This is a genomic window from Flavobacterium limnophilum, assembly GCF_027111315.2.
GTDB lineage: Bacteria > Bacteroidota > Bacteroidia > Flavobacteriales > Flavobacteriaceae > Flavobacterium > Flavobacterium limnophilum.
The window spans coordinates 734,910-759,270 of sequence record NZ_CP114289.2; the positions used below are offsets into that span (position 1 = coordinate 734,910).

Genomic DNA, 24,361 nt, shown 5'->3' on the forward strand with positions numbered 1-24,361 from the left:
ACAATTTCTTGTCAGGGTTTGCAGTTATTATTTAGGTGCTTTCAATTAGAATTTCAAGGCTACTTTCAATTCGAATTCGTCATAGATGGCTTTGTCTCCAATGCTTTCGAAGAAAGATTTAGAGTTGTATTTGATGTCGTATTTCGTACGATCCACATTGAAAGCCGTAGTGGCAGTATTTCCGTTTACAGTCAAGACAAAAGTAACTGGTTTAGTGATTCCTTTGATGGTTAAATCAGCAGTTACGTTGTACACATTGGCTGATTTTGTTCCAATTTTTTTGAAAACTAATTTGGCAGTCGGGAATTTATCGGTTCCAAAAAAGTCGTCTGCTTTCAAGTGACCGTTTAATTTTCCTTGGTATTCGCCAGAAAGGTCAGTAGCCGTCAATGAAGACATGTCAACCGTGAAAACTCCTCCTTTTAATTTTTTTGCTTTAAAAACTAAAGCTCCGTCTTTGAAGTTAACCGTTCCATTGTGCTGTCCAGTCACTTTTTTTCCTACCCATTCGATAGTACTTGCCGTGGTGTTGATGTTTTTTGTTTGCGCAGATACTGCTGCTGTAGATAAAACTACTACTAATGCTAATGCAATTGATTTTAAATTTTTCATAATGTTAAATTTGTTTTTGGTTTAATAATTAAAGTGTGATAAATAATTCTTCGTTTGATTTTCTAACTTTTTTCTGGTGTTGTGTTGCGTCTTCTTCGCTTCTGTATCCGATAGGAGCTATCAATGAGGCATTCAATCCCAATTCGTTGAAACCTAATATTTCGTTTACTTGAGCAGGAACAAAACCTTCCATTGGAGTGACGTCAATTTTTAATTCAGCAGCAGCATTCAATAAATTAGCGAGAGCCAAATAGGTTTGTTTTGAAGTCCAATTTGCTTTTTCATCATCCGATTTAGCGCCAATTCCACCTTTCATAAAATCGCCATATCCTGATAATGCTGTTTCTGGTATGTTCCTGGTTGTTGCCACATTTTTCAAATAACCGTCGATGTCTTCGTCAGTTACGGTAGTTTGATTTGCAAAAACAAGAAGGTGCGATGCGTCCACGATTTGGGATTGACCCCAGGCTGCCGGTTGAATTTTGGCTCGTAATTCAGGATTTTCAACGATAAAAACTTTGTAAAGTTGCAATCCATAAGAAGAAGAACTCAAGCGGATGGCTTCTTTCAAGGTATTTAAATCTTCAGTCGAGATTTTTTTTGTGGAGTCGAATTTTTTGGTGGCGTATCTCCAGTTTTGATGGTCTAAAAAAGTACTCATAGTATGTTTTGTGTTTAATTTTGATTTCTATATTTTTCCAACAATTCGATTAGTGTAATTATTTCGTCTTCATTCAAGTTTTTCGAAAAAGACTCTTCGTGTTGCGTTACTTTTGGATCGAGCTCTTTCAAAATTTCTAATCCTTTTTGAGTAATCGAAACCTCTATTTTACGCCTGTTTTCTGGGCAAACTTCCCGGGTTACCAGTTCTTTCAACAATAATTTATCCACTAATCTGGTGGTATTGCTTGTTTTGGCCAACATTCGTTCTTGAATCACGCACATGTTTGCGGGATTGCCTTTTTGTCCTCTCAATATTCTGAGCACATTATATTGTTCTCCCGATATGTCGTAAGGCTTCAAAATTTCATTAAACTTCTCCGCAAGAATATTTTGCGTGTACATGATATTCAGAATAATTTTTTTGGAATCTTCCATCAGTACGGTTGATTTTATAACATCTTCAATTTTCATATTTGTATGTATGTTATTTGTTTGTACAAATGTATCATATTTTTTAATTGTATATACAAATGTTGCGTTATTTTTTTGTTAAAAAAATGTTTTGGGTTTAATCTTGGGATAACTATTGAATGCTCTTTTTATAAAGAATACTCATTAATGTTCAAGGAAAAAGAGCTGATTTGAATTAATTTGGGGGTGATTCACACATATAAAGGATATTTTTGTATGAAATTATGGGTGTGTGAAATTGGAATAATTATCAATATAAGTCGTTTAATTGTATTTAGAATCTGTTTAAAAGTGTTTTTTTTACAGTTTGTTTGATAAATTCGTAATCAGGCTTGTTTTACGCTTATTCGAAAACGTTTTCTTTGAAATTTTATCTAATTAACAATTGAGTTTATTCATTTTACTCAAAAACATCGTAATTTTACAAAAAACAATACTTATGAATTTAACACAAGAAGATTGGGTTTCTCAATTTGAAGCCGACGATAATGCCGTAATACTGGATGTAAGAACGGAAGCCGAGTGCGATGAAGGCATGATTCCGAATGCCATAAACATTGATATTTATGAAGGTCAGGCTTTTATGGACAAGTTGGAAGACTTGGACAAATCAAAAAATTATTATGTGTATTGTCGTTCTGGAGCCCGAAGTGCCAAAGCTTGCGAGGTTATGAACGAGCTCGGTTTTGAAAACACCTATAATTTACTAGGCGGTTTTTTAGAATGGGATGGAGAAGTAGTCTAGCCCAATTTATATGAAGTAAAATCTTCATTTTTTATTCACGCTTTAAAAGGAAAGCACAACATATATATAATGAATACAATACCACAAGAATTTCAAATTAACAACTTACTTAATCAAGACACTTATTTGGTTAATGGTGAATTAAAAAAATGGACAGGCGAAACAACACCAGTTTATTCCACTATTTCTTCGACTGAAAAATACGAGCCAACTTTGCTGGGAACTATTCCTTTTATGGGCGAAAAAGAAGCATTGGAAGTACTAGAATCAGCTTCAGCGGCTTATAATAATGGACAAGGATTGTGGCCTACCATGAAAGTGGCCGATCGCATCAAGTGCATGGATGAATTTGTTGTGCAAATGAAAACTACTCGAACTGAAGTAGTCAAGCTTTTGATGTGGGAAATTGGGAAATCATTGGGTGATTCTGAAAAAGAATTTGACAGAACGGTAGAATATATATATGATACCATCGAACATTACAAACAATTGGATCGAAATAGTGCTCATTTCACCAAAAGTCAAGGAGTCAATGCAATGATTCGTCGTGGCCCACTTGGAGTTGTTTTGTGTTTGGGACCTTATAATTATCCTTTGAATGAAACTTTTTCGTTGCTGATTCCTGCATTGATAATGGGGAATCCCGTGATTTTTAAACCTGCAAAACACGGTGTTTTATTGATTTCTCCTTTGTTGGAAGCCTTTAAAAACAGTTTCCCAAAAGGTGCAATCAATGTAATATATGGTCGTGGTCGTGAAGTGGCTTCGCCAATAATGAAATCTGGAAAAGTTGATATATTGGCTTTGATTGGCAACAGTAAATCGGCTATTGCCTTGCAAGACCAGCATCCAAACAAGAATAGATTGCGTTTGGTTTTAGGATTGGAAGCCAAAAATCCAGCGATTATTTTACCAGATGCCGATTTGGATTTGGCTATCCAGGAATGTATTGCGGGAACATTGTCATTTAATGGTCAACGTTGTACGGCCTTGAAGATTTTATATGTCCACGAATCGATTGCAGCGGAATTCAACAAACGATTTGCTGCCAAAGTGGATCAACTTGTTTTTGGAAATCCTTGGGATAAATCAGTAATGCTAACTCCCTTGCCGGAGAAAGAAAAACCAGCTTACATACAGGAATTAATTGATGATGCGACCGGCAAAGGAGCAAAAGTCATCAATGCAAAAGGGGGAGAGCTTTCTGATAATTATATCTTTCCGGCAGTTTTGTTTCCAATAAACAAGGAGATGAGAGTGTATCACGAAGAGCAATTTGGTCCAGTTGTGCCAATCTTGACTTTCAAGGACATACAAGAGCCGTTGAATGATATGGCCGAGTCCAATTACGGACAACAAGTGAGTTTGTTTGGAAAAGATATCAAGACTATCGCACCGCTTATTGATACTTTGGTGAACTTGGTTTGCAGGGTAAACTTGAATAGTTCTTGTCAAAGAGGTCCGGATTTGTATCCTTTCACGGGTCGAAAAGATTCGGCTGTGGGAACATTGAGTATTTTTGATGCCTTGCGTTCTTTCTCGATTAGAACTTTTGTGGCATCCAAAGACAACGAATACAACAATGCCATTTTGCAGGAATTGTTGAATAGCAAAGAATCGAATTTCATCAACACGGATTATATTTTGTAACTGGAGTTCGGCATAAGTTTAGATTTTGTGAAATTTTATTTCAAACTATCAAGGAAGAGGATGACCAAATTGGGATTCCTCTTCTTTTTTGGCTTATTCGGAATAAAATGTTTGATTACTGCTTTTTTGAGGAAATAATGTTGTGAAAATTGTTATTTTATCAAAAAACAATGGTAACTTTACTACACTTAATCCAAACTTTAATAAGATGAAAAACAATTACTCGTTATTAGTGGTTTTAGTATTTATACTCATTGGGGGTAATAAAATTATTGCCCAAGACAAAAATAATTGGATGGCTCCCGACTATTCAACAAGTGTGAAAAATCCATTTGTAGGAAACAAAGCAGCAACTGATGAAGGAAAAGAAATCTATAACCAAATGTGTGTTTTGTGCCATGGCATAGGAGGAAAAGGAAATGGAGAAGCCAGATTGACTTTGGAGCGAAAACCATCAAATTTTCTGGCCTTAAAAGTGGTGAATCAAACGGATGGCAATATTTTTTGGAAGATAACCAACGGTAAAGCACCAATGGCATCATACGAAGAGCTTTTGACTGACGACCAACGTTGGAAATTGGTAAATTATATTAGGAAACTTGAAGTAAACAAGTTGAAATAGACAAGAAAAATTTTTTCAAACAAAATAGGCTATTGTGCCAATAGCATCATGAAAATCATCAAAAGTTAATTTTGGTGATTTTTTTATTGGATAATCCTGTTGTTTTACTTGCATTCATTTGGGGCGTTTTTTTCATAAACCAGTCCAAGTTCGGAATGGTTTTAAAGGAAATGAATAATCGTTATTAGAAAAATAATTAGTCTTGCTATTATTTCTCGGAATTAGTCATTTTGTTTTACTGTAATTGTTATTTTTACGCTTAAATTTTTTACTCAATAAAATTATGTTTTCATTACAAAATAAAAAAGCGGTGGTTACCGGTGGCGGTAGCGGAATAGGAAAAGCAATTGCAGTGTTGTTTGCCAAACAGGGAGCCGAAGTGCATATCGTTGAATTGACCGAAGAAAGTGCCAAAGAGGCCGTGACTGAAATTAGTGCTGCCGGAGGGAAAGTTTTTTCGCACGCCTGCAATGTGGCCAATCAACAAGAAGTTTTGGCGACATTCGAAAAAATTGGAAACATCAATATTTTGATCAATAATGCTGGAATTGCACACGTCGGGAAAGTGGAAACCACTCCCGAAGCCGATTTTGACCGAGTGATGAGCGTGAACGTGAAAGGAGTTTACAATTGTTTGTATGCTGCGATACCTCAATTACGACTTTCAGGAGGCGGAGTTATCGTGAATATGGCTTCCATTGCCGTTTGGGTTGGATTGTCGGATCGATTTGCTTATTCTACTGCCAAAGGTGCCGTAATGTCAATGACTTTGTCCGTTGCCAAAGATTATATCGGCGAGAACATTCGTTGCAATTCGATGTCGCCTGCCAGGGTGCACACGCCTTTTGTGGATGGATTTATTTCAAAAAACTATCCAGACAATCAAGAGGAAATGTTTGATAAATTATCAAAATCACAACCAATTGGTCGTATGGGGAAACCGGAAGAAGTAGCTGCTTTGGCGTTGTTTTTATGCAGTGATGAAGCCGGTTTTATCACGGGTTGCGATTATCCTATCGACGGAGGATTTATTAAATTGAATAGTTAAAGAATAAAAATAAAATAAAAATAGAAATATGAAACTGATACGTTTTGGAGAAGCCGGAAAAGAGAAGCCGGGCATTTTAATTGGAGATAAAAGATTTGATGTTTCTTCCATTGTTGCCGATTACAACGAAGCCTTTTTTGAGGAAAATGGATTGGAAAAATTAAAAAAAGCGATAGAAAATAATGCTTTATTTCCCGAAGTGGATGCTACAGTTCGTTTGGGTTCTCCAGTGGCAAGACCATCAAAAATTATCTGTATTGGATTGAATTATGTGGATCATTGTGTGGAAACTGGTGCTCCAATTCCAACGGAACCGATTATTTTCTTCAAATCGACAACGGCTTTGTGTGGGCCAAACGATGATTTGGTGATTCCAAAAAACAGCGACAAAACCGACTGGGAAATAGAATTGGCATTTGTTGTTGGCAAGAAAGCCAGTTATGTGGACGAAGCCGACGCAATGGATTATGTGGCAGGATATTGCTTGCACAACGATTACAGCGAAAGAGGTTTTCAATTGGAACGTGGTGGGCAATGGGCAAAAGGTAAAGGTTGCGATACTTTCGCGCCATTGGGACCCTTCATGGCCACAACGGACGAGATTGCAGATGTAGATAATTTGTCGATGTGGTTGACCGTGAATGGCAAAACCTATCAAAACAGCAACACCTTGAATTTGGTGTTCAAAATTCCTTATTTGGTGCATTATTTGAGCCAGTTCATGACTTTGCTTCCAGGCGATGTTATCAGTACGGGAACGCCTCCGGGAGTTGGTTTGGGAATCAAGCCAAATCCAGTATATATCAAAGCGGGAGACGTAATTGAATTGGGAATGGAAGGATTGGGATCCAGCAAGCAAGTGGCCGTGGCTTACAAGAAATAATATTTAAAAAGTTTATATATAAAAGAAGCCATCTCAAAACATAATTTGTGAGATGGCTTCTTTTTATTTATGGAAATACCCTTTCTTTATTAAATCGAATTCCTGTCGATAAAATTAAAAGGAACTTTTACTTTTCCTTTTTCGCCGTTCATAATCATTCGGGCCGCAGTTTCTCCCATTACCTTGAAATCGGTCGAAATTACCGTGATGCCAAGTAATTCTTTTAGCGGAGTGTCATTATAGGATATTACTCCAATGTCTTTTCCCAAAACCAATTCATCATCCCTCATTTGTTTTACCAAGTTAACCAAATCCGATTCTTCAATTGTAATAAACAAGTCTCCTTTTTTAAGAATCATGTCGGCATATACATGATTGTGAATTTCAAAATTCAAGGAATTTTCGATGCAAAACTTTTTGAATCCAATCAAAATTCTTCTTGGATAAGGATACACCGCATTTTCGGGATAAATTAAAATTAATTTATTGTATTTTGCTATTTTGTCAAGTCCTTCGTTTAGAGCGTTGTAGATGTCGTTTTCAAAATCTTGATACACTTCCACTATTTCGCCATCCATCCCAAGCTTTATATTGTCCATGATGACAAGTTTTTCTTTGGGTATATTTTTAATGGCTTTTACCACTTCATCGGTATAACTTATGTGTTTTAAGCTGTCGGTTTTGAAGTGGGGCATGATGACATAATAATCGTATGCTCCTTTGTATTTGTCCAGCAAGTTCAAAAACAAGGTTTCGTCACAATGATAAATATGCAAATCGGTATGTGAATTTGTTCCAATGCCATTGACGAAAGCATTATAGGTGACCATTTTATAGGAACTCAATTTATTGAATAAAAATAAGATGTTTATTTTGGAAATTAGTTTTGTTCTCGTGATATAATAACCTTTGCCTTTTATGGATGAAATGACTTTTCTTTCCTTCAAGATATTGTAGGCCTTTTCCACGGTATCCCTCGACATGTAAAATTCTTCGCTAAGGATGTTGATCGACGGGATTTTTTGGTCAATTTTCAAGTTGCCATTGGATACATTAAAAATAATGGAGTCCACGATTTGCTGGTATTTCGGCACTCGCGATTCTTCGTCAATCTTAATAAATTTGATCATGTTCATGTTTAATAAATTATACCCATTTACAGGTAATTTATATTTCAAACCGTTGCTATTTCATTTAAGTGTGGTTCAGAAACGATAAGAAATATTCTTGTTTCCGATTCCTTGTTGTCTCCAGATTTTAGTTTTAATTAGAAAGGTTAGAACTAAAGTCGATTGATGAGATTTAGAGGGGTTTCGCTTTTTTTTGATTGAATGGCATTCATTTAATGAAATCGATTTCGCAAATATAAATATTAAAAATAAAAAGGGTACTATTAAAAATGATATTATAACATTGTTTTCTGATGAAAAGTGTAAAAAACGCTCAAAAAACGCTTTGTTATTTTAGTTTTCGGAATGAAGGTTTTTTTTCGGGTTTTGTTTTGGAAATTTTATTTTTTTAAATGAAAACCATTCCGAAATTTAAAATCGTTTTAAAATCGCACAATGTTTGAAAAAATAAATGAATTGAGTTTTTGACCGTTAATTTTTCGGGACACTAAAAATCGATGTTTATGAAGATGAAAATATCTAACATTAAGAAAAAATATTGTTAAAACGTGCTGTTAGTTAAACGGTTATATTTTCGGTAAATTTGGGAAGGAAATCAAAAAACAGCTTTCTTGTTTTAACAATGTTTTGCCTAAAATCTTAATTTTTAGGGATATGGCAGGGCTTGAATTAAAATTATTTTCCAGTTTTTTTAATTCTTCAAGATGGAAAAAGGAAGAGAAACAGAGCGTTTTTAGTTTACGTGATTTATTTCTCCAAAAATAGCTGTTCTGGTAAAGGATAGTACAGGATAGTTTAGTCTTTCTTATTCTCTTATTTTACGTCACTATAACGATTGAACTAAACTAAATTTAAAAATAACCAATTAATAAATTATCAAATGCAGGTATTACTCGGAATTATTTTTCACTCCATAGGAGGGTTTTCATCAGGAAGTTTTTACATGCCTTTCAAAAAAGTCAAAGGTTGGGCTTGGGAAAGCTATTGGATCGTGGGGGGATTTTTCTCTTGGTTGATTGTTCCGCCACTTGCTGCTTATTTGACCGTTCCTGGTTTTTTTGAGATTATCGGTAATACGGCTCCAGCGATAAAAGCAGTTACTTATTCCATGGGCTTGATTTGGGGAATCGGGGGACTTACTTACGGTTTGGGCGTTCGTTATTTGGGAATGTCGTTGGGGAATTCGATAACCTTGGGTTTTTGTTCGGCTTTCGGAGCGTTGGTTCCTTCAATTTATTATAATTTTTATCCAACGGAAGGAAAGACTTCCTTCACTGACATGTTGCACAGCACGGGTGGACAAATGGTTTTGTTGGGAGTTGTGGTATGCTTGGTCGGTATTGCTTTTTCCGGTAAAGCCGGAATGCTTAAAGAAAAAGATTTTGCTACTGGTCACGAAGATAAAGATAAAGAATTTAGTCTTGTAAAAGGGTTGGTAATTGCCATAGTATCAGGTATTTTGAGTTCGTTTTTCAATTTTGGTATTGAAGTTGGAAAACCAATGGCCGACGAAGCGGTTGCCCAAGGTTTTAATCCCTTGTTTCAAAACAATGTTACTTATATCGTGATACTTTGGGGTGGTTTGACTGTCAACTTTATCTGGTGTATGTATCTTAATTTTAAAAACAAAACTTTCGGGGATTATACGAACGCCCAAACACCAATAACCAAAAATATCATGTTTTCGGCTTTGGCAGGTACTATGTGGTTTTTGCAATTCTTCTTTTATGGAATGGGCGAAAGCAAATTAGGAAACGGGGCAAGCTCTTGGATTCTGCACATGGCCACGATTATTTTAACGGCCAACTTTTGGGGATTTTACCTGAAAGAATGGACTGGAGTTTCGAAAAAGACTTTCAACACCTTCCTTTTGGGAATCGGACTTATCCTTGCCTCGATTGTGATAGTGGGAATCGGAAATTCACTTTAAACTATAAATAGTAACAATATTAAATCAAAAACAATGTCAAATATTAACACAAACAACATGACTTTTAAGCACGTAAGCTACCTTTGGGATGAAGCTAAAGCCGCATCAATGGCTGGGGATGAAGTAGCACTTTTTATTTACCGTTCCAATTTATTGGGAGCGGATTTAAGATTAACCAACTATGGAGGTGGAAACACTTCTGTTAAAATCACGGACAAAGACCCTTTGACAGGAGCTGATTCTGAAGTAATGTGGATTAAAGGTTCTGGTGGAGACATTGGAACATTGACAAAATCAGGTTGTGCTGCTCTTTACTTGGAAAGACTTCGCAATTTGGAAAACGTATATAGAGGAATTGAACATGAAGACGAAATGGTGGAATTATTCAACCACTGTATTTTTGACTTGGCTTCAAAAGCACCTTCCATTGATACGCCATTGCACGGTTTCTTGCCATTTGCCCACATCGATCACTTGCATCCAGATGCTGCTATCGCTATTGCTGCCGCAAAAGACGGAGCCAAAATCACCGAAGAATTATTCAACGGAGAGATTGGATGGGTTGGATGGCAACGTCCAGGTTTTGATTTAGGTTTGCAAATGCGCGCTTGCCTTGAAGAAGCTGCAGCAAAAGGAAAAAAATTAAAAGGGGTAATGTTGGGATCTCACGGTTTGTTTACTTGGGGAGATACTTCATACGAAAGTTATATCAACACATTGGAAGTAATTGAAAAATGTGCCGAATACTTAGAGTCTAACTACGGTAAAACGCGTCCAGTTTTCGGAGGTCAAAAAATAGAAAGTCTTCCAGAAGATGCCCGTAAATTACAAGCTGCAAAACTGGCTCCAATCTTGAGAGGTTTCTGTTCTTCAGAACGTAAAATGATTGGTCACTATACTGATGATGCTAGAGTATTGGAATTCATCAACTCTAATGATTTAGATAAACTAGCGCCTCTTGGAACTTCTTGTCCAGACCACTTCTTGAGAACTAAAATCAGTCCGTTGGTAATCGAATTGGCTCCAAACGAAGATTTATCTGATGTCAATGCCATTAAAACTAAATTGGCTCCAGCATTTGAGGCTTATCGCCAAATGTATTCCGAGTACTATAACACTTGCAAAAAATCGAACTCACCAGCCATGCGTGATCCAAATCCGGTTGTAATTTTATACCCAGGAGTTGGTATGTTTACTTTTGCAAAAGACAAAACAATGGCTCGTTTGGCCTCAGAATATTATACCAATGCCGTAAACGTAATGAAAGGTGCCGAGGCAGTTTCGGAATATACTTCATTGCCTCGTCAAGAAGCTTTTGATATTGAATATTGGTTGTTGGAAGAAGCTAAATTGCAACGTATGCCAAAACCAAAAGCATTGTCTGGAAGAATTGCCGTAATCACTGGTTCTGCCGGTGGAATTGGAAAAGCTATCGCCAAGAAATTTGCCGAAGAAGGTGCTTGTGTGGTTATCAACGATATCAACGAAGAGCGTTTGGCCGGAGCAACAGCCGATTTTACCAAAATGTTTGGTAAAGATGCAGTTTCTAGCACTTTATTGAATGTAACCGACGAGAAAAGTACGGAATTAGCATTGGATGCAGCTTGTTTGGCATTTGGTGGAGCTGATATCATCGTTAACAATGCGGGAATCAGTATATCTAAATCTATTGCAGAACATACTTTGGAAGAATGGGATAGATTGTATGATATTTTGGTAAAAGGACAATTTATTGTTTCTAAAGCTGGAATCGAAGTAATGCGCAAACAAGGTTTTGGTGGCGATATAGTAAATATTGTATCTAAAAATGCAGTAGTTGCCGGACCAAACAACCCTGGTTACGGTTCTGCCAAAGCGGCTCAAGCTCACTTGACTCGTTTGATGGCTGCCGAAGTAGGAGCTGATAAAATCCGTGTGAACACTGTTAATCCAGATGCCGTAATCTCTGATTCCAATATTTGGGCAGGCGGATGGGCTGAAGGTCGTGCAAAAGCGTATGGTATCACCGTGGCTGAATTGCCTGCGTATTATGCAAAACGTACGTTGTTGAATGAAATTATATTGCCGGATGACATTGCCAATGCTTGTTTTGCATTCGTGGGTGGCTTGTTGGGTAAATCAACAGGAAATGCCTTGAATGTTGACGGCGGCGTGTCAATGGGCTTTTATAGATAGTAAAATCCTTTGGTTTGGATTAGTAATTGATTTTTCTGGCGTCCGAAGTTTTCGGGCGTTAGATTTATCTGAATTTTTAAACCTTACAATCACTACGGAATTTTATAAAGATTCCTAATAAAAGCGAAGCATTGCTTCTCTTTTGTGACTAAAAATACTACTTTGGTTTGGTTAGTAGTTATGTTGATTATTCTAACGCCTGATTTTTAGGGCGTTAGATTGTCTTAAAACTGCAAACAACACAATCACAAAGACTTTTTTAAAGTAACTTCAACCCAGCACTCTCGCTAAAAGAAGTTTGTTTTTAATTTTTAAAAAATATTTTATGTTAATTGAATCAAGCAAAATTGCTTCACATAATGAGGATTTATTAAAATCCCACAAAAACAAATTGGTTTTCACGGCTTCTGAAATCGCAGAAACCGAAAACATTATCCAAAAATTAATTGATTTTCAAATCGCCATTCCATCTTGGGCTTTAGGAACAGGAGGAACTCGTTTTGGTCGTTTTCCAGGTGGTGGAGAGCCTCGTTCTTTGGAAGAAAAAATCGAAGACGTGGGTTTGCTACACGCTTTGAATAAAGCTTCTGGAGCGATTTCTTTGCACATTCCTTGGGATATCCCAACCGATCGCAATGCTATTAAAGCTTTGGCAGCACAACACGGATTGAAATTTGACGCAGTGAACTCCAACACTTTTCAAAACCAAGCGGATCAAGAGTATTCTTATAAGTTTGGTTCTTTGCAAAACGTAAACAAAGCAATTCGTAAACAAGCAGTTGATCACAACATTGAAGTAATCAAGCAAGGTATCGAGTTGGGTTCTGAGTCATTGACTGTTTGGCTTGCCGACGGTTCTTGTTTCCCGGGACAATTAAATTTCCGTAAAGCCTACCAAAATACTTTGGAAAGTTTAGAAGAAATTTATGCTGCCTTGCCTTCAAACTGGAAATTATTTTTGGAATACAAATGTGCCGAGCCTAATTTCTACTCCACTACAGTGGCTGATTGGGGACAATCGTATTCTTATGTGAAAAAATTAGGTGATAAAGCGAAGACTTTGGTTGATTTAGGTCACCACCTTCCAAATGCCAATATCGAGCAAATCGTTTCTTTGTTGTTGATGGAAGACAAATTAGGAGGTTTCCACTTCAATGATTCGAAATACGGTGACGACGATTTAACGGCCGGAGCCTTGAAACCATACCAATTATTCTTGATTTTCAACGAATTGGTGGAAGGAATGGATGCTAGAGGAATGAATCACGCCAAAGATTTGGGATGGATGATTGATGCTTCGCACAACGTGAAAGATCCAATGGAAGATTTATTGCAATCGGTAGAAGCGATTATGGTGGCTTATGCACAAGCACTTTCCGTGGACAGAAAAGCATTGGAAATTGCACAAGAAGAAAATGACGTGGTAAAAGCGCAAGAGATATTACAAAACGCTTTCCGTACCGATGTTCGTGCCTTGGTTGCCGAAGCGCGTTTGCGTTCGGGAGCAGCATTAAACCCAGTAGGATTGTATCGTGATCTTGCAGTAAGAAACAGTCTTATTGCTGAAAGAGGATTGAAAACAGTGGCAACTGGTTTGTAATCCAAATCTTTGTAAATAAATAGAAGTTGCACAAATTCTACCTTATTTTATACTAAATAAGTGTAGAGTTTGTGCAATTCTTGGATAATAAAAGGAATAAAATCCGTTTTTCGGACAGTCTATAAAATAGTTTAAAATGAATGTAGTTGCGATTTTTGATATTGGGAAAACAAACAAGAAAGTATTTTTGTTCAACGAAAATTATCAAATTGTTTGGGAGAAATCAGTGATTCTTGCCGAAACCGTGGATGAAGATGGTTTTCCCTGCGAAAATATTGTGGAGCTCAGCAAATGGGTAGCCGATAGATTGACTGAACTGAAGGAGTTGAAGGATTATATCCTTAAAGCCATTAATTTCAGTACCTATGGTGCGAGTTTTGTTTATGTGGATGAAGAGGGCAAGAGTTTGACCCCGCTATACAATTATTTGAAACCCTATCCAGAAACCTTGTTGGAGAATTTTTATCCTAAATACAAAGGGAAGAAAAAGTTTGCCGTCAAAACCGCTTCGCCAGTCTTGGGAAATTTGAATTCGGGCATGCAAATTTATAGACTCAAGGAAGAAAGACCTGACTTGTTCGCCAAGGTAAAATATTGCCTTCATTTGCCACAATATTTAAGTTCTGTTTTGACACATCAATACTTTACGGATATTACCAGCATTGGTTGTCACACCGGTCTTTGGAATTTCAAAAAAATGAAATATCATAAATGGGTGACCCAAGAGGGAATCATGGACAAATTGCCACCCATCAGAAATGTGGAAGAAACCATTAAAATCGAGAATGAAATTTCGGTGGGAATTGGTTTGCACGATAGTTCTTCAGCCTTAATTCCTTATACCATCAATTTCACGGAGCCTTTCGTTTTGTTGTCCACCGGAACTTGGAGTATTTCCATAAATCCGTTCAATGATACGCCATTGACTTCCGAAGAATTGCAAAAAGACTGTTTGTGTTTCTTGCAAAACAAAAAAATACCGGTAAAAGCAGCCCGATTGTTTGCCGGAAATACGCACGAAGTTCAATCGAAACGCATTTCCGAGCATTTTGGTTTACCAAATGATTTCTACAAAGCGATTACGTATAACAAAGATATTATTGCTGACTTGAGGATTACAAATTTTAAAGAGACCTCGTTTAATACAGATTCATATATTGAAAAATGTCCTTTCGAGAATAGGAATCTCGATAGTTTCAAGAATCACGAGATAGCCTACCATCAATTAATTATGGATCTTATTGCACAACAAGTGCTTTCGACAAAATTAGTGATTCACAATAGTCCTGTCAAGAAAGTTTTTGTGGATGGTGGATTTAGTAAAAACTCGATTTTTATGAATTTATTGGCGCAAGCTTTCCCAGAAATGGAAGTCTATGCAGCATCAATGGCACAAGCCAGTGCTTTAGGAGCTGCTTTGTCCATTCATAATAGCTGGAACCCAAAACCAATCCAGAACGACTTGATTGATTTGAAATTTTATAAACATTAAAGGATTTGTTCGTAACTAAAACTTAAGAAATGTTTCTATTCGAATTTCACGAATTAACACGAATTTTTAATCTAAATAAAGGCTAGAATTGGTGGAAATTCGTGAAATTTGTGTTTTTAAAAATAGTTGAAGTCCAGAAAACGGACAATCATAAAATAATAAATAACTTACCATGAAAATTGGACTTTTTATACCCTGTTATGTGGATCAGTTTTATCCAAAAGTGGGTATTGCCACTTATGAATTATTGCAAAAATTAGGCTGTGACGTTCGTTTTCCAATGCGACAAACCTGTTGTGGACAACCAATGGCCAACAGCGGCTACGAACATTTGACCCAAGGCTGCGACGCCAATTTTGTGGCCAATTTTGCCGAATTCGATTATATCGTTTGCCCTTCGGGAAGCTGTGTCTTGCACGTCAAGGAGCATTTGCACGACGAAAAAAATGAAGCATTGTCGACAAAAATCAGAAAATCCGTTTTCGAATTGACCGAATTCATCACCGATATTTTGAAAGTCGAAAGCATCGATGGTCATTTTCCACACAAAGTAGGTTTGCACCAAAGTTGCCACGGACAACGCGGATTAAAACTTTCACAAATGAGTGAATTAAACGCTCCCTTTTTCTCCAAACCAGAACAATTATTGGCTAAAATAAGCGGAATCAATCTGGTTTCTCTTAACAGAAAAGATGAATGTTGTGGTTTTGGAGGTACGTTTTGCGTGACCGAGGAAGCCATTTCTGTCAAGATGGGAAAAGACCGTATCAAAGATCACGAAGCCCATCAAGTGGAATATATTACCGGTTTCGACATGTCTTGCTTGATGCACATGGAAGGGATTTTGAGACGAGAAAATAGTCCCATCAAGACCATTCACATTGCAGAAATATTAAATTCGTCCACAATGAAAATTGAAACTAAATAAAGCATTTAATCGCTCCTTAATGAAAAAAGCTAGTCTGGTTTTAGTCCTGTTACTTTCTCTTGTTTTCTTGTCATTCAAGACAGACAAATCGAATGTTACCATAAAAGAAGTGGTGGTTGAAGCTCCTTTTGAAATGCCGGCCATCAAAATACCGGATTTCAGTAATTGCAAGAAACTGTCCATTATTGATTTTGGTGCCATAAAAGGGAACAAGGAGAAAACGTCAGCGGCCATCAATAAAGCCATCAATAAAGCCAATAAAATGGGTGGCGGAATAGTTGTCATTCCCGAGGGAGAATGGTTAACAGCCAAAATTCATTTCAAAAGCAATGTCAATCTGCATTTGAATAAAGGGGCAATCCTGCTTTTTTCCGAAGCCCCAAAGGATTATTTGCCGGCTGTTCACAGCACTTGGGAAGGATATGAATGCATGAATTTTTCCCCGCTGATTTATGCATACCAATGCAAAAATATCGCCATCACGGGAGAAGGAGAATTAAAAGCCAAAATGGATGTTTGGAAAATATGGTTCAAACGTCCAAAAGGCCACATGGAAAGCCTGAAAAGATTATACTATTTGGCTTCTTACAACAAAACAATGGAAGAGCGACAAATGGTCAATGACAGCGCCAATTTCCGTCCTCAATTCATCCAGTTCAATCGTTGCGAAAACATTTTGATGGATGGAGTTTCCATAACCAACAGCCCTTTTTGGACGATTCATCCTTTTCTTTCCAAGAACGTTATTCTTCGAAACCTGAAAGTTTACGCACACGGCCATAACAACGACGGTGTGGATCCAGAAATGAGTCAAAACGTGTTGATTGAAAATTGTGTTTTTGATCAAGGTGACGATGCCATTGCAATTAAATCGGGTTGCGGTAAAGGTGCTTGGTTATTGAATACACCGTCTAAAAACATTGTCATCCGAAACTGTACCGTCAAAAATGGGCATCAATTGGTAGCCATCGGAAGTGAATTATCGGGTGGTGTCGAAAATGTTTTTGTCGATAAATGCACGGTCGTGGACGGTGCCAAATTGAACCATTTGCTGTTCATAAAAACCAACGAGCGCAGGGGAGGATACGTGAAAAATATTTACATGAGCAATGTTGTTTCTGGAAAAATCGACCTAGGAATCCTGGGGATTGAAACAGATGTCTTGTACCAATGGCGGGATTTGGTTCCAACTATTGAACGAAGACTTACCCTGATTAAAAATATTTATCTCGAAAACGTAAAAGCTACCGACGTGAAATTCATTTCGAGAGTATTGGGTCAAAAAGAACTGCCCGTGGAAAATGTATTTATGAAGAATGTTCACGCCGATTTGATTCAAGGAAACATACACGAAAATATCTTGAATTTTGAGAATCGGAATTAAGAAATAAAAACATTGAAATAAGAAGCTAAAATATAATCAAAAATGGATTGCGTAGCATTTGTAGTCTTTCCATTTTTAAACTAATAAAAAGATGTCTTCAAATAAAATTATGCAACACAGTGAAGCCGCTGCCATTTTTAACAAAGATGAAAAAAGGGTAGATTGGCACGACGAAACCCTATGGTTTGTTCGTGAAAAGAGGGATAAAGCCGCACATCAAATTCCGGATTGGGAATTGCTTCGCGAAACTGCTTCGCAAATCAAAAACAATGTGCTTTCGAATATCAATGATTATTTGGTTGAATTTGAAGCCAATGCTTTGAAAAACGGTATCATTGTGCATTGGGCTGCGGATGGAGCCGAGCACAATAAAATTGTTCATTCCATAATGGAAAAACACGGCGTGAAGCAGATGGTCAAGTCCAAATCGATGCTTACCGAAGAATGTCACCTGAACGAATATTTGGCCGAAAAAGGAATAGACGTCATCGATTCCGATTTGGGAGAACGCATCGTCCAACTTCGACAAGAACCGCCTAGCCATATCGTTTTGCCTGCCATTCACCTTAAAAAGCAGGATGTAAGCGAAACTTTTCACGAACATCTGGGCACCGAAAAAGGAAACAACGACCCACAATATTTAACCGAAGCTGCAAGAATGCACCTCAGGGACACTTTCCTTACCAGAAAAGTGGCCTTGACGGGAGTCAATTTTGCCATTGCCGAAACGGGAGAAATCGTGGTTTGCACCAATGAAGGAAATGCCGATATGGGCGTTCACCTTGCCGACGTGCATATTGCCTGCATGGGTTTCGAAAAAATAATTCCACAACGCAAACACTTGGGCGTTTTCTTGAGATTGTTGGCCAGAAGTGCCACGGGACAACCGATTACCACTTTTTCGAGCCATTTCAAAAAACCAAGAGACGGAAAAGAAATGCACATTGTTATTGTTGACAATGGCAGAACCACACAATTGGGAAGACCCGATTTCAGGAATTCCTTGAAATGTATCCGTTGTGGGGCTTGCATGAATACCTGTCCGGTTTACAGAAGAAGTGGCGGACACAGTTACCATACCGCGGTTGCGGGACCGATCGGTTCCATATTGGCACCAAATCTCGACATGAGCAAGAATGCCGATTTGCCTTTTGCCAGTACGCTTTGCGGTTCTTGCACGAATGTTTGTCCCGTGAAAATCGACATTCACGACCAATTGTACAAATGGCGTCAAGTGTTGGTGAAACAAGGCTATACGCCAACTGCAAAAACCATGGCAATGAAAGGAATGTCGGCTGTTTTGTCCAATCCAATGGTGTTTGATTTGGCTGGAAAAATGGGAAGGTTCGTGATTAAAAACGCGCCTTTTATAGTGAACAACAGCTTGAATGCTTGGTACAAACAAAGAGAAATGCCGGCGCCACCAGAAGAATCCTTCAGGGAATGGTACAAGAAAAACGGAAAAGAATTTAAAGGAAAAGATAATGAGTAGCAGAGCCAGTATTTTAGAAAAAGTAAAACAAAACCAACCTTCAACGGTTAGTGAATTACCCAATCTGACTTTTTTGGGGTTGGACACTTTTGACATTCTCGAAAAGTACAAAACCGTTCTGAAAGGTATTGGAGGCGATTTTGTGGAAGTAAAAGATTACGATGCCATAATTGACTTTGTCAAGAAAAATTATGCCACTGATAAACGAATGATAACGACTGTTCCTGAACTTTCAGAAATTGCGACAATGGATTGGTTCAATGATGATCCCCATTCTTTGGAAGATGTAGAATTGACTTTGGTCAAAGCCCATTTTGGCGTTGCCGAAAATTCGGCTCTTTGGGTAACAGACGATATTTTGGGACAAAGAGTTTCGACTTTTATTCCACAATATTTGGCCATAATCGTCAATAAAGAAGACATCGTGGCCACGATGCATCAAGCTTATGAGCGAATCGGAGATCAAGAATATGGTTTTGGGACTTTCATTGCCGGACCATCCAAAACTGCCGATATTGAACAATCATTGGTGTTGGGCGCTCACGGTGCCAGAGGATTGACAGTGTTTTTGATGGAGTAGAAACCCGATAATTTATAAAAGTAAAAAGCTATACCGATTTTCGATATAGCTTTTTACTTTTGAAGAGATTTGAAAAAATACATTTTAGAGCAGAGCACCTTACTTTATGCTTTCTTGAGTTAGCTTACTCTTTTTTCAAAGCAGCAATAACATCAGCCGAAACCTTGATCACGGTGCCATGACGTGTTCCTTGGGGAAAACTGACTTGCTCCGAAATGTCTTCCCAGCCTTTGGCAGTTTGTTTTACGGCGCCATATTTTTTCTGGGTATATTTGTCAAAATAGACCACCCATTTGCCATCGATTTGGGTTGCCGTTGGGCCTTCTGCCCAATATTTGCCAGTGATTGGTTCACTTGCTTTAGTGTAAGGGCCTTCGAGATTTTTGCTGGTGGCTATTTTTAAATTTTTCTGGACCGGTACTTTTGTTTCATCCTTCAAGAACATGGTGTATCCTTTTTCATCTTTTACGATGGAAGCGTCGATGACATTGAAACCGGGTTCGTAAAGTAATTTGGTTTTTTTGAATTTCTTGAAATCTTTGGTTGTGGTGTAATAAATTCGGTGATTGTATCCTTTTTCTTCAGTAGATTGTGTTTCCAAAAATTTCCCTTCAATGGTGGATGCCCAATAAATCATGTAGGTTTTTGAATTTTCGTCATAAGTGATTTCTGGAGCCCAAGTGTTTCTTGATTTTTCTTCGTGTGCCATCACGGGCAAAAATTCTTGTTTAGACCAATGGATTAGGTCTTTGGAAGAAGCATAACCAATGCCGTTGTCTGTCCAGCTATCCGTCCAAACCATGTGATACAAACCATCTCCGCCTTTGATGACGCAAGGATCACGCATTAATTTGTCTTTGCCAACTTCTGGAGTCAAAAAAGAGGCATCTTTTTTTAAAGTTTCCCATTTATATCCGTCTTCGCTGTAGGCCAAATGCAGGCCATCTTCGCCATTACCCTTGAAATATGTAAAAACATATCCTTCCGGTTTTGGAATAAAACCATTGGAAGCCAACCATTTTTCGCAGGCTTTTGGCCAATTTTTATTCGTTCCTTGAACTCCTAAACCAAAACCGTGTCCGCCATTTTCATAAATATGCATTTCGACCGGAACTTGGTGTTGTTTCAATGCCAAATAGTAGTTGATGCTGTTTTCAACTGGAACGGCTTTGTCATCTGTGGCGTGAACCAAAAATGTTTTAGGCGTTTCGGCTGTAACTTGTTTTTCGTTCGAGTAGTTGCCGATCATTTCACTGCTGACATTTTTACCCAAAAGATTCTCCTTGGAACCTTTGTGTGTAATGGCGTCTTCCATTGAAATTACTGGATAAATCAAGATCGAAAAATCTGGACGAGCACTAATATTGTCTTTGGATTCATACACTTTGTCGTTGTAATGCGTTGACAATGTCGATGCTAAATGTCCTCCAGCGGAAAAGCCTATAACGCCAATTTTTGCTGGATCAAGGTTCCATTCTTCAGCACGTCTTCGCAACGTTCTTATGGCTTCTTGTGCATCTTGAAGCGGCCCAACGGTTTTGTCTTTCATGATGACATCACTCGGCAATCTGTATTTAAGTACAAAAGCCGAAATTCCGATAGATTTGAACCATTCGGCGACTTTATCACCTTCTTTTTCGTGCGACAAAAGCGCATAGGCTCCTCCGGGGCAAATAATTACTGCTGCATTTTTGGAGATTTTGTTGTCTGCCAAGAAAATTTTCAAAGTAGGTTCCGTAACTTTTCGGATTCCGGTTATGTTTCCTTGGGCATCCAATCTAGGTTCCTGTTTGTAATCTGGTGCTTCAATGGCTCCTGGTATTTTGTCCCATAAAGGGATTTCCTTGTTTTGCGAAAAAGTCAAGGAAGTAAATCCCAAACTTAAAATCAATGCTAATTTTAAACTGCTATTTTTCATTTTGTTTTTTATAAAATTCTATTTCCACGATGCGTAATTGACCTTTGGCATCTACTGCTGTTTTGTCTTTAAATAAGTCTAAATCTTTGGTGGCTTCTACTTCAACAATTTTGCTGAAACCGTCTTTTTCGGTATTGGATCCAATCAATTCTATTTTGATGTTTTGGGCGAGAACGGGTTCCAATGGAATGGTGATGTAGCCTAAACTTTGAACCGTATATCCTTTATACACTTCTTTTCCGTCTGCTAAAATACGAATTGGATAGCTTTTAGACCGCCATCCGGTTAATTTTATTACACATTCATTTACTATTGATGGTTTCGAAAGGGTATAAGTGATGGAAGCCGTGTTGGTTTTGCCGTCATTTTTCCATTCGGTCAATTCGTTGTCGTCATAACTTTTGAAAGTATCTGCATTATTCGATGGCGAACTGGCATTTATAATTGCAACAGGACTTCTTTTGATTGCATAAGAAGATGTTTTTGGCGTTGGACCTCTTTCTAAATTGGGAGCCAAATTTGTTCCCGGCAATAGTTTCGAAAGTCCATTATCCACTTTGATGGCTTGGCTTTCAAAAGTTAATTCCGCTGATTGCAATCCTTTGGCCGTTGCCGAAATGTATATTTTTCCAGCTTGTGTTAATGATTGAAGCATCACTCGATTAATCCCATTTTCGACAGGAATGTTTTTGGAAAGAATATAATTATTCGGGCCTTGTGCAATGCCTCCCAACCAAGTTGCCGAGCCATCAACGCTAAACGAAATCAGGTCGTTGCTGATAGGACAACGGTCTCCGTTTTTGTCCAACACTTCAACATCTATGAAGGCAACATCGGCTCCATCGGCCAAGAATCCTTTGGGTTGGGTATTCAGTTTTAGTTTGATTTGAGCCGGAGCTTCAACTGTTTTTTTGGAATCTTCGCTTAGAACAGTTCCTTTTTCATCATAGCCAATGGCTTTGATTGTTCCCGATTTATAGGCGATATTGTCAAAAGTAAACAGAAATTGATGGCTTTGTTTTCCAAAACCTTGCGAAATGCCATTCACAAAAAGTTCCACTTTGGTAGCTGTCGAAACTACATAAATGTTTTTCACGACGGCATCGGCATAGTTCCAATGACCCATAATGTGCGTGCGGTGTTTTTCGATATCGACCCAGCCGTCCCACATTACTTGGTGTGCAAAAAAACCGTCTTTCGGAATGCGCATCGCATCTACTTCGCCACTGGTTCTGTAATTTGATTCACCTCTGTGATGCGTATTGGAATCCGAAAAAATAATGTTTACACCTCCTGAATTGACTCTTTTTCCAGTGCCGGGTCTTTCCCTGAAATAATCGTACCAACGTACAACATCTTCTATGGCGTGGCGGTCTTGATTGTGATTGTAATCTTCTGCAGGCTGGTCGCGATACAAAGGTCCTGCACCTTCTTTGTGAAAAGGTGGGGAGAATTCGTCCCAGTATTTGCGCAAGCCTTCATCTCTTGAATATTCGGTAGCCCACAATGGTTTTTGCGCGCTTTTGTTGATATAAAGCATTTCTCCACCATATTCCGCTTCTTTGCTGTCGAGCATTTCACGTGAACCGATGGCACGTCCGCCAAAAGGGTCGAAGGTGTTTCGGATGGTTTTCATTTCGAGCATGTGTTCCTCACTGATGGATTCATTGCCGCTTTCGTAAAAAATAATACTCGGATTGTTACGGTTGTAAATGATGGCATCGCGCATCAGATTGACACGCTGAATCCATTGTTCGCCTTTGGCATCTTTTTCGGCGTCACCGGCGGGCATTGCTTGCATCAGCCCGACTCGGTCGCAGGATTCTACGTCTTGTTTCCAAGGGGTGACGTGCATCCAACGCACCAAATTTCCGTTGCCTTCGACAATTAATTTATTGCTGAAATCGCTCAGCCAAGCAGGAACCGACATTCCGATGGCCGGCCATTCGTTGCTGGTTCTTTGTGCATAGCCTTTTACTTGAATCACTCTGTCGTTGAGCCAAATTTCTCCGTTTTTGAACTCCGTTTTTCGGAAACCGGTTTTGGTCGAAACTTCGTCAATGATTTTTCCATCCACTTTCAAAATGGTTTTCACGGTATATAAATAACCGTAACCCCAACTCCAGAAATGCAAGTTGTTGACCAAATTATTGGCTTTTATGATTTTGGTTTCGTTGGGTTGAATTGTAGTTTTTTTACCAGAGAAAGAAGCAATTTTTTTTCCGTCAATATCTTCGACAACTACATTGTATTCCACAGTTTTGGCAACTCCATATTCATTGCGAACTTCTGTTTCGGCATTGATGGTGGCACTTTCTGCTTTGATGTCAATATTGGAAGCATAGACGTAAACTCCCGAGGTTTTTAGATTGGAATAGAGTGGGAGGGTTTGGTATAATTTGTCGGTGATGTGCAGATAAACATTTTTGGGAATGCCGCCATAATTGGCATTGAAATTCATGTTGTTCCACTGGTAGGTCGAGTTTGTGGACATTTCTCGGTATTTCCAGTCGTTGTCAATTCGAAGTGCCACCGTGTTTTCTTGTGGAAAAGGTTTGACGATGTTGGAAACGTCAAAGCCAAAAGCCATCACACCATTTTCGTGCAATCCCACTTTTTGTCCGTTGACATAAATCACGCCGCCTTGGCGAATGCCTTCAAATTCCAGGAAAATTTTCTTGTCCTTGATTCCTTTGGGGAGCTTGAATTTTTTTCGATACCAAACGATGCCCGTGCTGTGGTGGTCGATGTCTTTTTCGAAAGCTTCTTCCTGATTGTAGGCGTGCGGAAGGGTTACTTTTCTCCAATCGGCATCATCGAAAACAGGAGATTCCGCATTTGCGAAATCTCCTGTTTTTAGTTTCCAATCGGCGTTGAAATTGTATTTTTCCCTCTTGAATTCTTGTGAAAATAAAGCGGTATTGATGAGTAGTAAAGCAAAGAACAATAGTGCTTTTTTCATGATTTTTTTTTTATGGCGCTATGCGTGAGGGATGGCAGTGGAGCTCTTTTTTTATGAATTGCCACGGGTTTAAACC

General features: G+C 38.3%; 19 protein-coding genes. 13 read left to right on the forward strand and 6 right to left on the reverse strand.

Annotation, left to right across the window (positions count from 1 at the left end):
• Positions 1–45 precede the first annotated feature (45 nt).
• Genes OZP13_RS03035 through OZP13_RS03045 form a run of 3 tightly spaced genes read right to left on the reverse strand, consistent with a single transcriptional unit; the run spans position 46 to position 1,746 of the window.
• Positions 46–612 (reverse strand): YceI family protein, encoded by a 567-nt coding sequence (locus tag OZP13_RS03035; protein WP_281298615.1) that lies wholly within the window; start codon positions 610–612, stop codon positions 46–48.
• A gap of 28 nt (positions 613–640) precedes the next feature.
• Positions 641–1,273, reverse strand: coding sequence for an NAD(P)H-dependent oxidoreductase (locus tag OZP13_RS03040; protein ID WP_269242264.1), 633 nt, complete (start codon positions 1,271–1,273; stop codon positions 641–643).
• A 14-nt stretch (positions 1,274–1,287) separates the two neighbouring features.
• Positions 1,288–1,746, reverse strand: a complete 459-nt coding sequence (locus OZP13_RS03045; RefSeq protein WP_269242265.1) for a MarR family winged helix-turn-helix transcriptional regulator — start codon at positions 1,744–1,746, stop codon at positions 1,288–1,290.
• A gap of 439 nt (positions 1,747–2,185) precedes the next feature.
• Between OZP13_RS03045 and OZP13_RS03050 the strand changes: the two genes are divergently transcribed.
• The 5 genes from OZP13_RS03050 to OZP13_RS03070 all read left to right on the forward strand — a co-directional run bounded on the left by OZP13_RS03050 (position 2,186) and on the right by OZP13_RS03070 (position 6,694).
• Entirely contained in the window at positions 2,186–2,491 is a 306-nt protein-coding gene (locus OZP13_RS03050; RefSeq protein ID WP_269242268.1) for a rhodanese-like domain-containing protein, read from the forward strand.
• Between the two features lie 69 nt (positions 2,492–2,560).
• Complete coding sequence (locus tag OZP13_RS03055; protein WP_281298616.1) at positions 2,561–4,141, forward strand: NADP-dependent glyceraldehyde-3-phosphate dehydrogenase; 1,581 nt, start codon at positions 2,561–2,563, stop codon at positions 4,139–4,141.
• A gap of 208 nt (positions 4,142–4,349) precedes the next feature.
• On the forward strand, positions 4,350–4,763 hold the full coding sequence (locus OZP13_RS03060; RefSeq protein ID WP_269242269.1) for a c-type cytochrome: 414 nt from the start codon (positions 4,350–4,352) through the stop codon (positions 4,761–4,763).
• 283 nt (positions 4,764–5,046) lie between these two features.
• Complete coding sequence (locus OZP13_RS03065) at positions 5,047–5,811, forward strand: SDR family NAD(P)-dependent oxidoreductase (RefSeq protein ID WP_269242270.1); 765 nt, start codon at positions 5,047–5,049, stop codon at positions 5,809–5,811.
• A 28-nt stretch (positions 5,812–5,839) separates the two neighbouring features.
• Positions 5,840–6,694 (forward strand): fumarylacetoacetate hydrolase family protein, encoded by an 855-nt coding sequence (locus tag OZP13_RS03070; protein ID WP_281298617.1) that lies wholly within the window; start codon positions 5,840–5,842, stop codon positions 6,692–6,694.
• A gap of 89 nt (positions 6,695–6,783) precedes the next feature.
• Here the strand turns inward: OZP13_RS03070 and OZP13_RS03075 are convergent, their stop codons facing one another.
• Positions 6,784–7,824, reverse strand: coding sequence for a GntR family transcriptional regulator (locus tag OZP13_RS03075; RefSeq protein WP_281298618.1), 1,041 nt, complete (start codon positions 7,822–7,824; stop codon positions 6,784–6,786).
• Between the two features lie 880 nt (positions 7,825–8,704).
• On the opposite strand from OZP13_RS03075, the gene rhaT reads away from it, so the two are divergent.
• The 8 genes from rhaT to OZP13_RS03115 all read left to right on the forward strand — a co-directional run bounded on the left by rhaT (position 8,705) and on the right by OZP13_RS03115 (position 19,405).
• A complete protein-coding gene (rhaT, locus tag OZP13_RS03080) occupies positions 8,705–9,754 on the forward strand; it encodes an L-rhamnose/proton symporter RhaT (protein ID WP_281298619.1) in 1,050 nt (349 codons plus the stop codon).
• Positions 9,755–9,787: 33 nt separating this feature from the next.
• On the forward strand, positions 9,788–11,929 hold the full coding sequence (locus tag OZP13_RS03085) for a bifunctional aldolase/short-chain dehydrogenase (RefSeq protein WP_281298620.1): 2,142 nt from the start codon (positions 9,788–9,790) through the stop codon (positions 11,927–11,929).
• A 325-nt stretch (positions 11,930–12,254) separates the two neighbouring features.
• Complete coding sequence (locus OZP13_RS03090) at positions 12,255–13,529, forward strand: sugar isomerase (protein WP_269242272.1); 1,275 nt, start codon at positions 12,255–12,257, stop codon at positions 13,527–13,529.
• A gap of 136 nt (positions 13,530–13,665) precedes the next feature.
• Positions 13,666–15,021, forward strand: a complete 1,356-nt coding sequence (locus OZP13_RS03095) for an FGGY-family carbohydrate kinase (RefSeq protein ID WP_281298621.1) — start codon at positions 13,666–13,668, stop codon at positions 15,019–15,021.
• 172 nt (positions 15,022–15,193) lie between these two features.
• On the forward strand, positions 15,194–15,949 hold the full coding sequence (locus OZP13_RS03100) for a (Fe-S)-binding protein (protein ID WP_269243585.1): 756 nt from the start codon (positions 15,194–15,196) through the stop codon (positions 15,947–15,949).
• Positions 15,950–15,968: 19 nt separating this feature from the next.
• The gene (locus tag OZP13_RS03105; protein ID WP_281298622.1) at positions 15,969–17,333 is read left to right on the forward strand and encodes a glycoside hydrolase family 28 protein; all 1,365 of its coding nucleotides are present in this window, start codon (positions 15,969–15,971) and stop codon (positions 17,331–17,333) included.
• Positions 17,334–17,424: 91 nt separating this feature from the next.
• Complete coding sequence (locus tag OZP13_RS03110; RefSeq protein WP_281298623.1) at positions 17,425–18,825, forward strand: lactate utilization protein B; 1,401 nt, start codon at positions 17,425–17,427, stop codon at positions 18,823–18,825.
• Positions 18,818–19,405, forward strand: coding sequence for a LutC/YkgG family protein (locus tag OZP13_RS03115; protein ID WP_269242278.1), 588 nt, complete (start codon positions 18,818–18,820; stop codon positions 19,403–19,405). Before OZP13_RS03110 ends, OZP13_RS03115 begins: the two co-directional genes overlap by 8 nt.
• A gap of 124 nt (positions 19,406–19,529) precedes the next feature.
• Here OZP13_RS03115 and OZP13_RS03120 read toward each other — a convergent pair whose 3' ends face one another.
• Positions 19,530–21,323 carry an alpha/beta hydrolase fold domain-containing protein gene (locus OZP13_RS03120; protein WP_281298624.1) on the reverse strand — a complete coding sequence of 598 codons (1,794 nt, stop codon included), beginning with the start codon at positions 21,321–21,323 and terminating at the stop codon, positions 19,530–19,532.
• Entirely contained in the window at positions 21,313–24,285 is a 2,973-nt protein-coding gene (locus tag OZP13_RS03125; protein ID WP_281298625.1) for a glycoside hydrolase family 2 protein, read from the reverse strand. The genes OZP13_RS03120 and OZP13_RS03125 overlap by 11 nt, the downstream gene beginning before the upstream one ends.
• Positions 24,286–24,361: the final 76 nt, after the last annotated feature.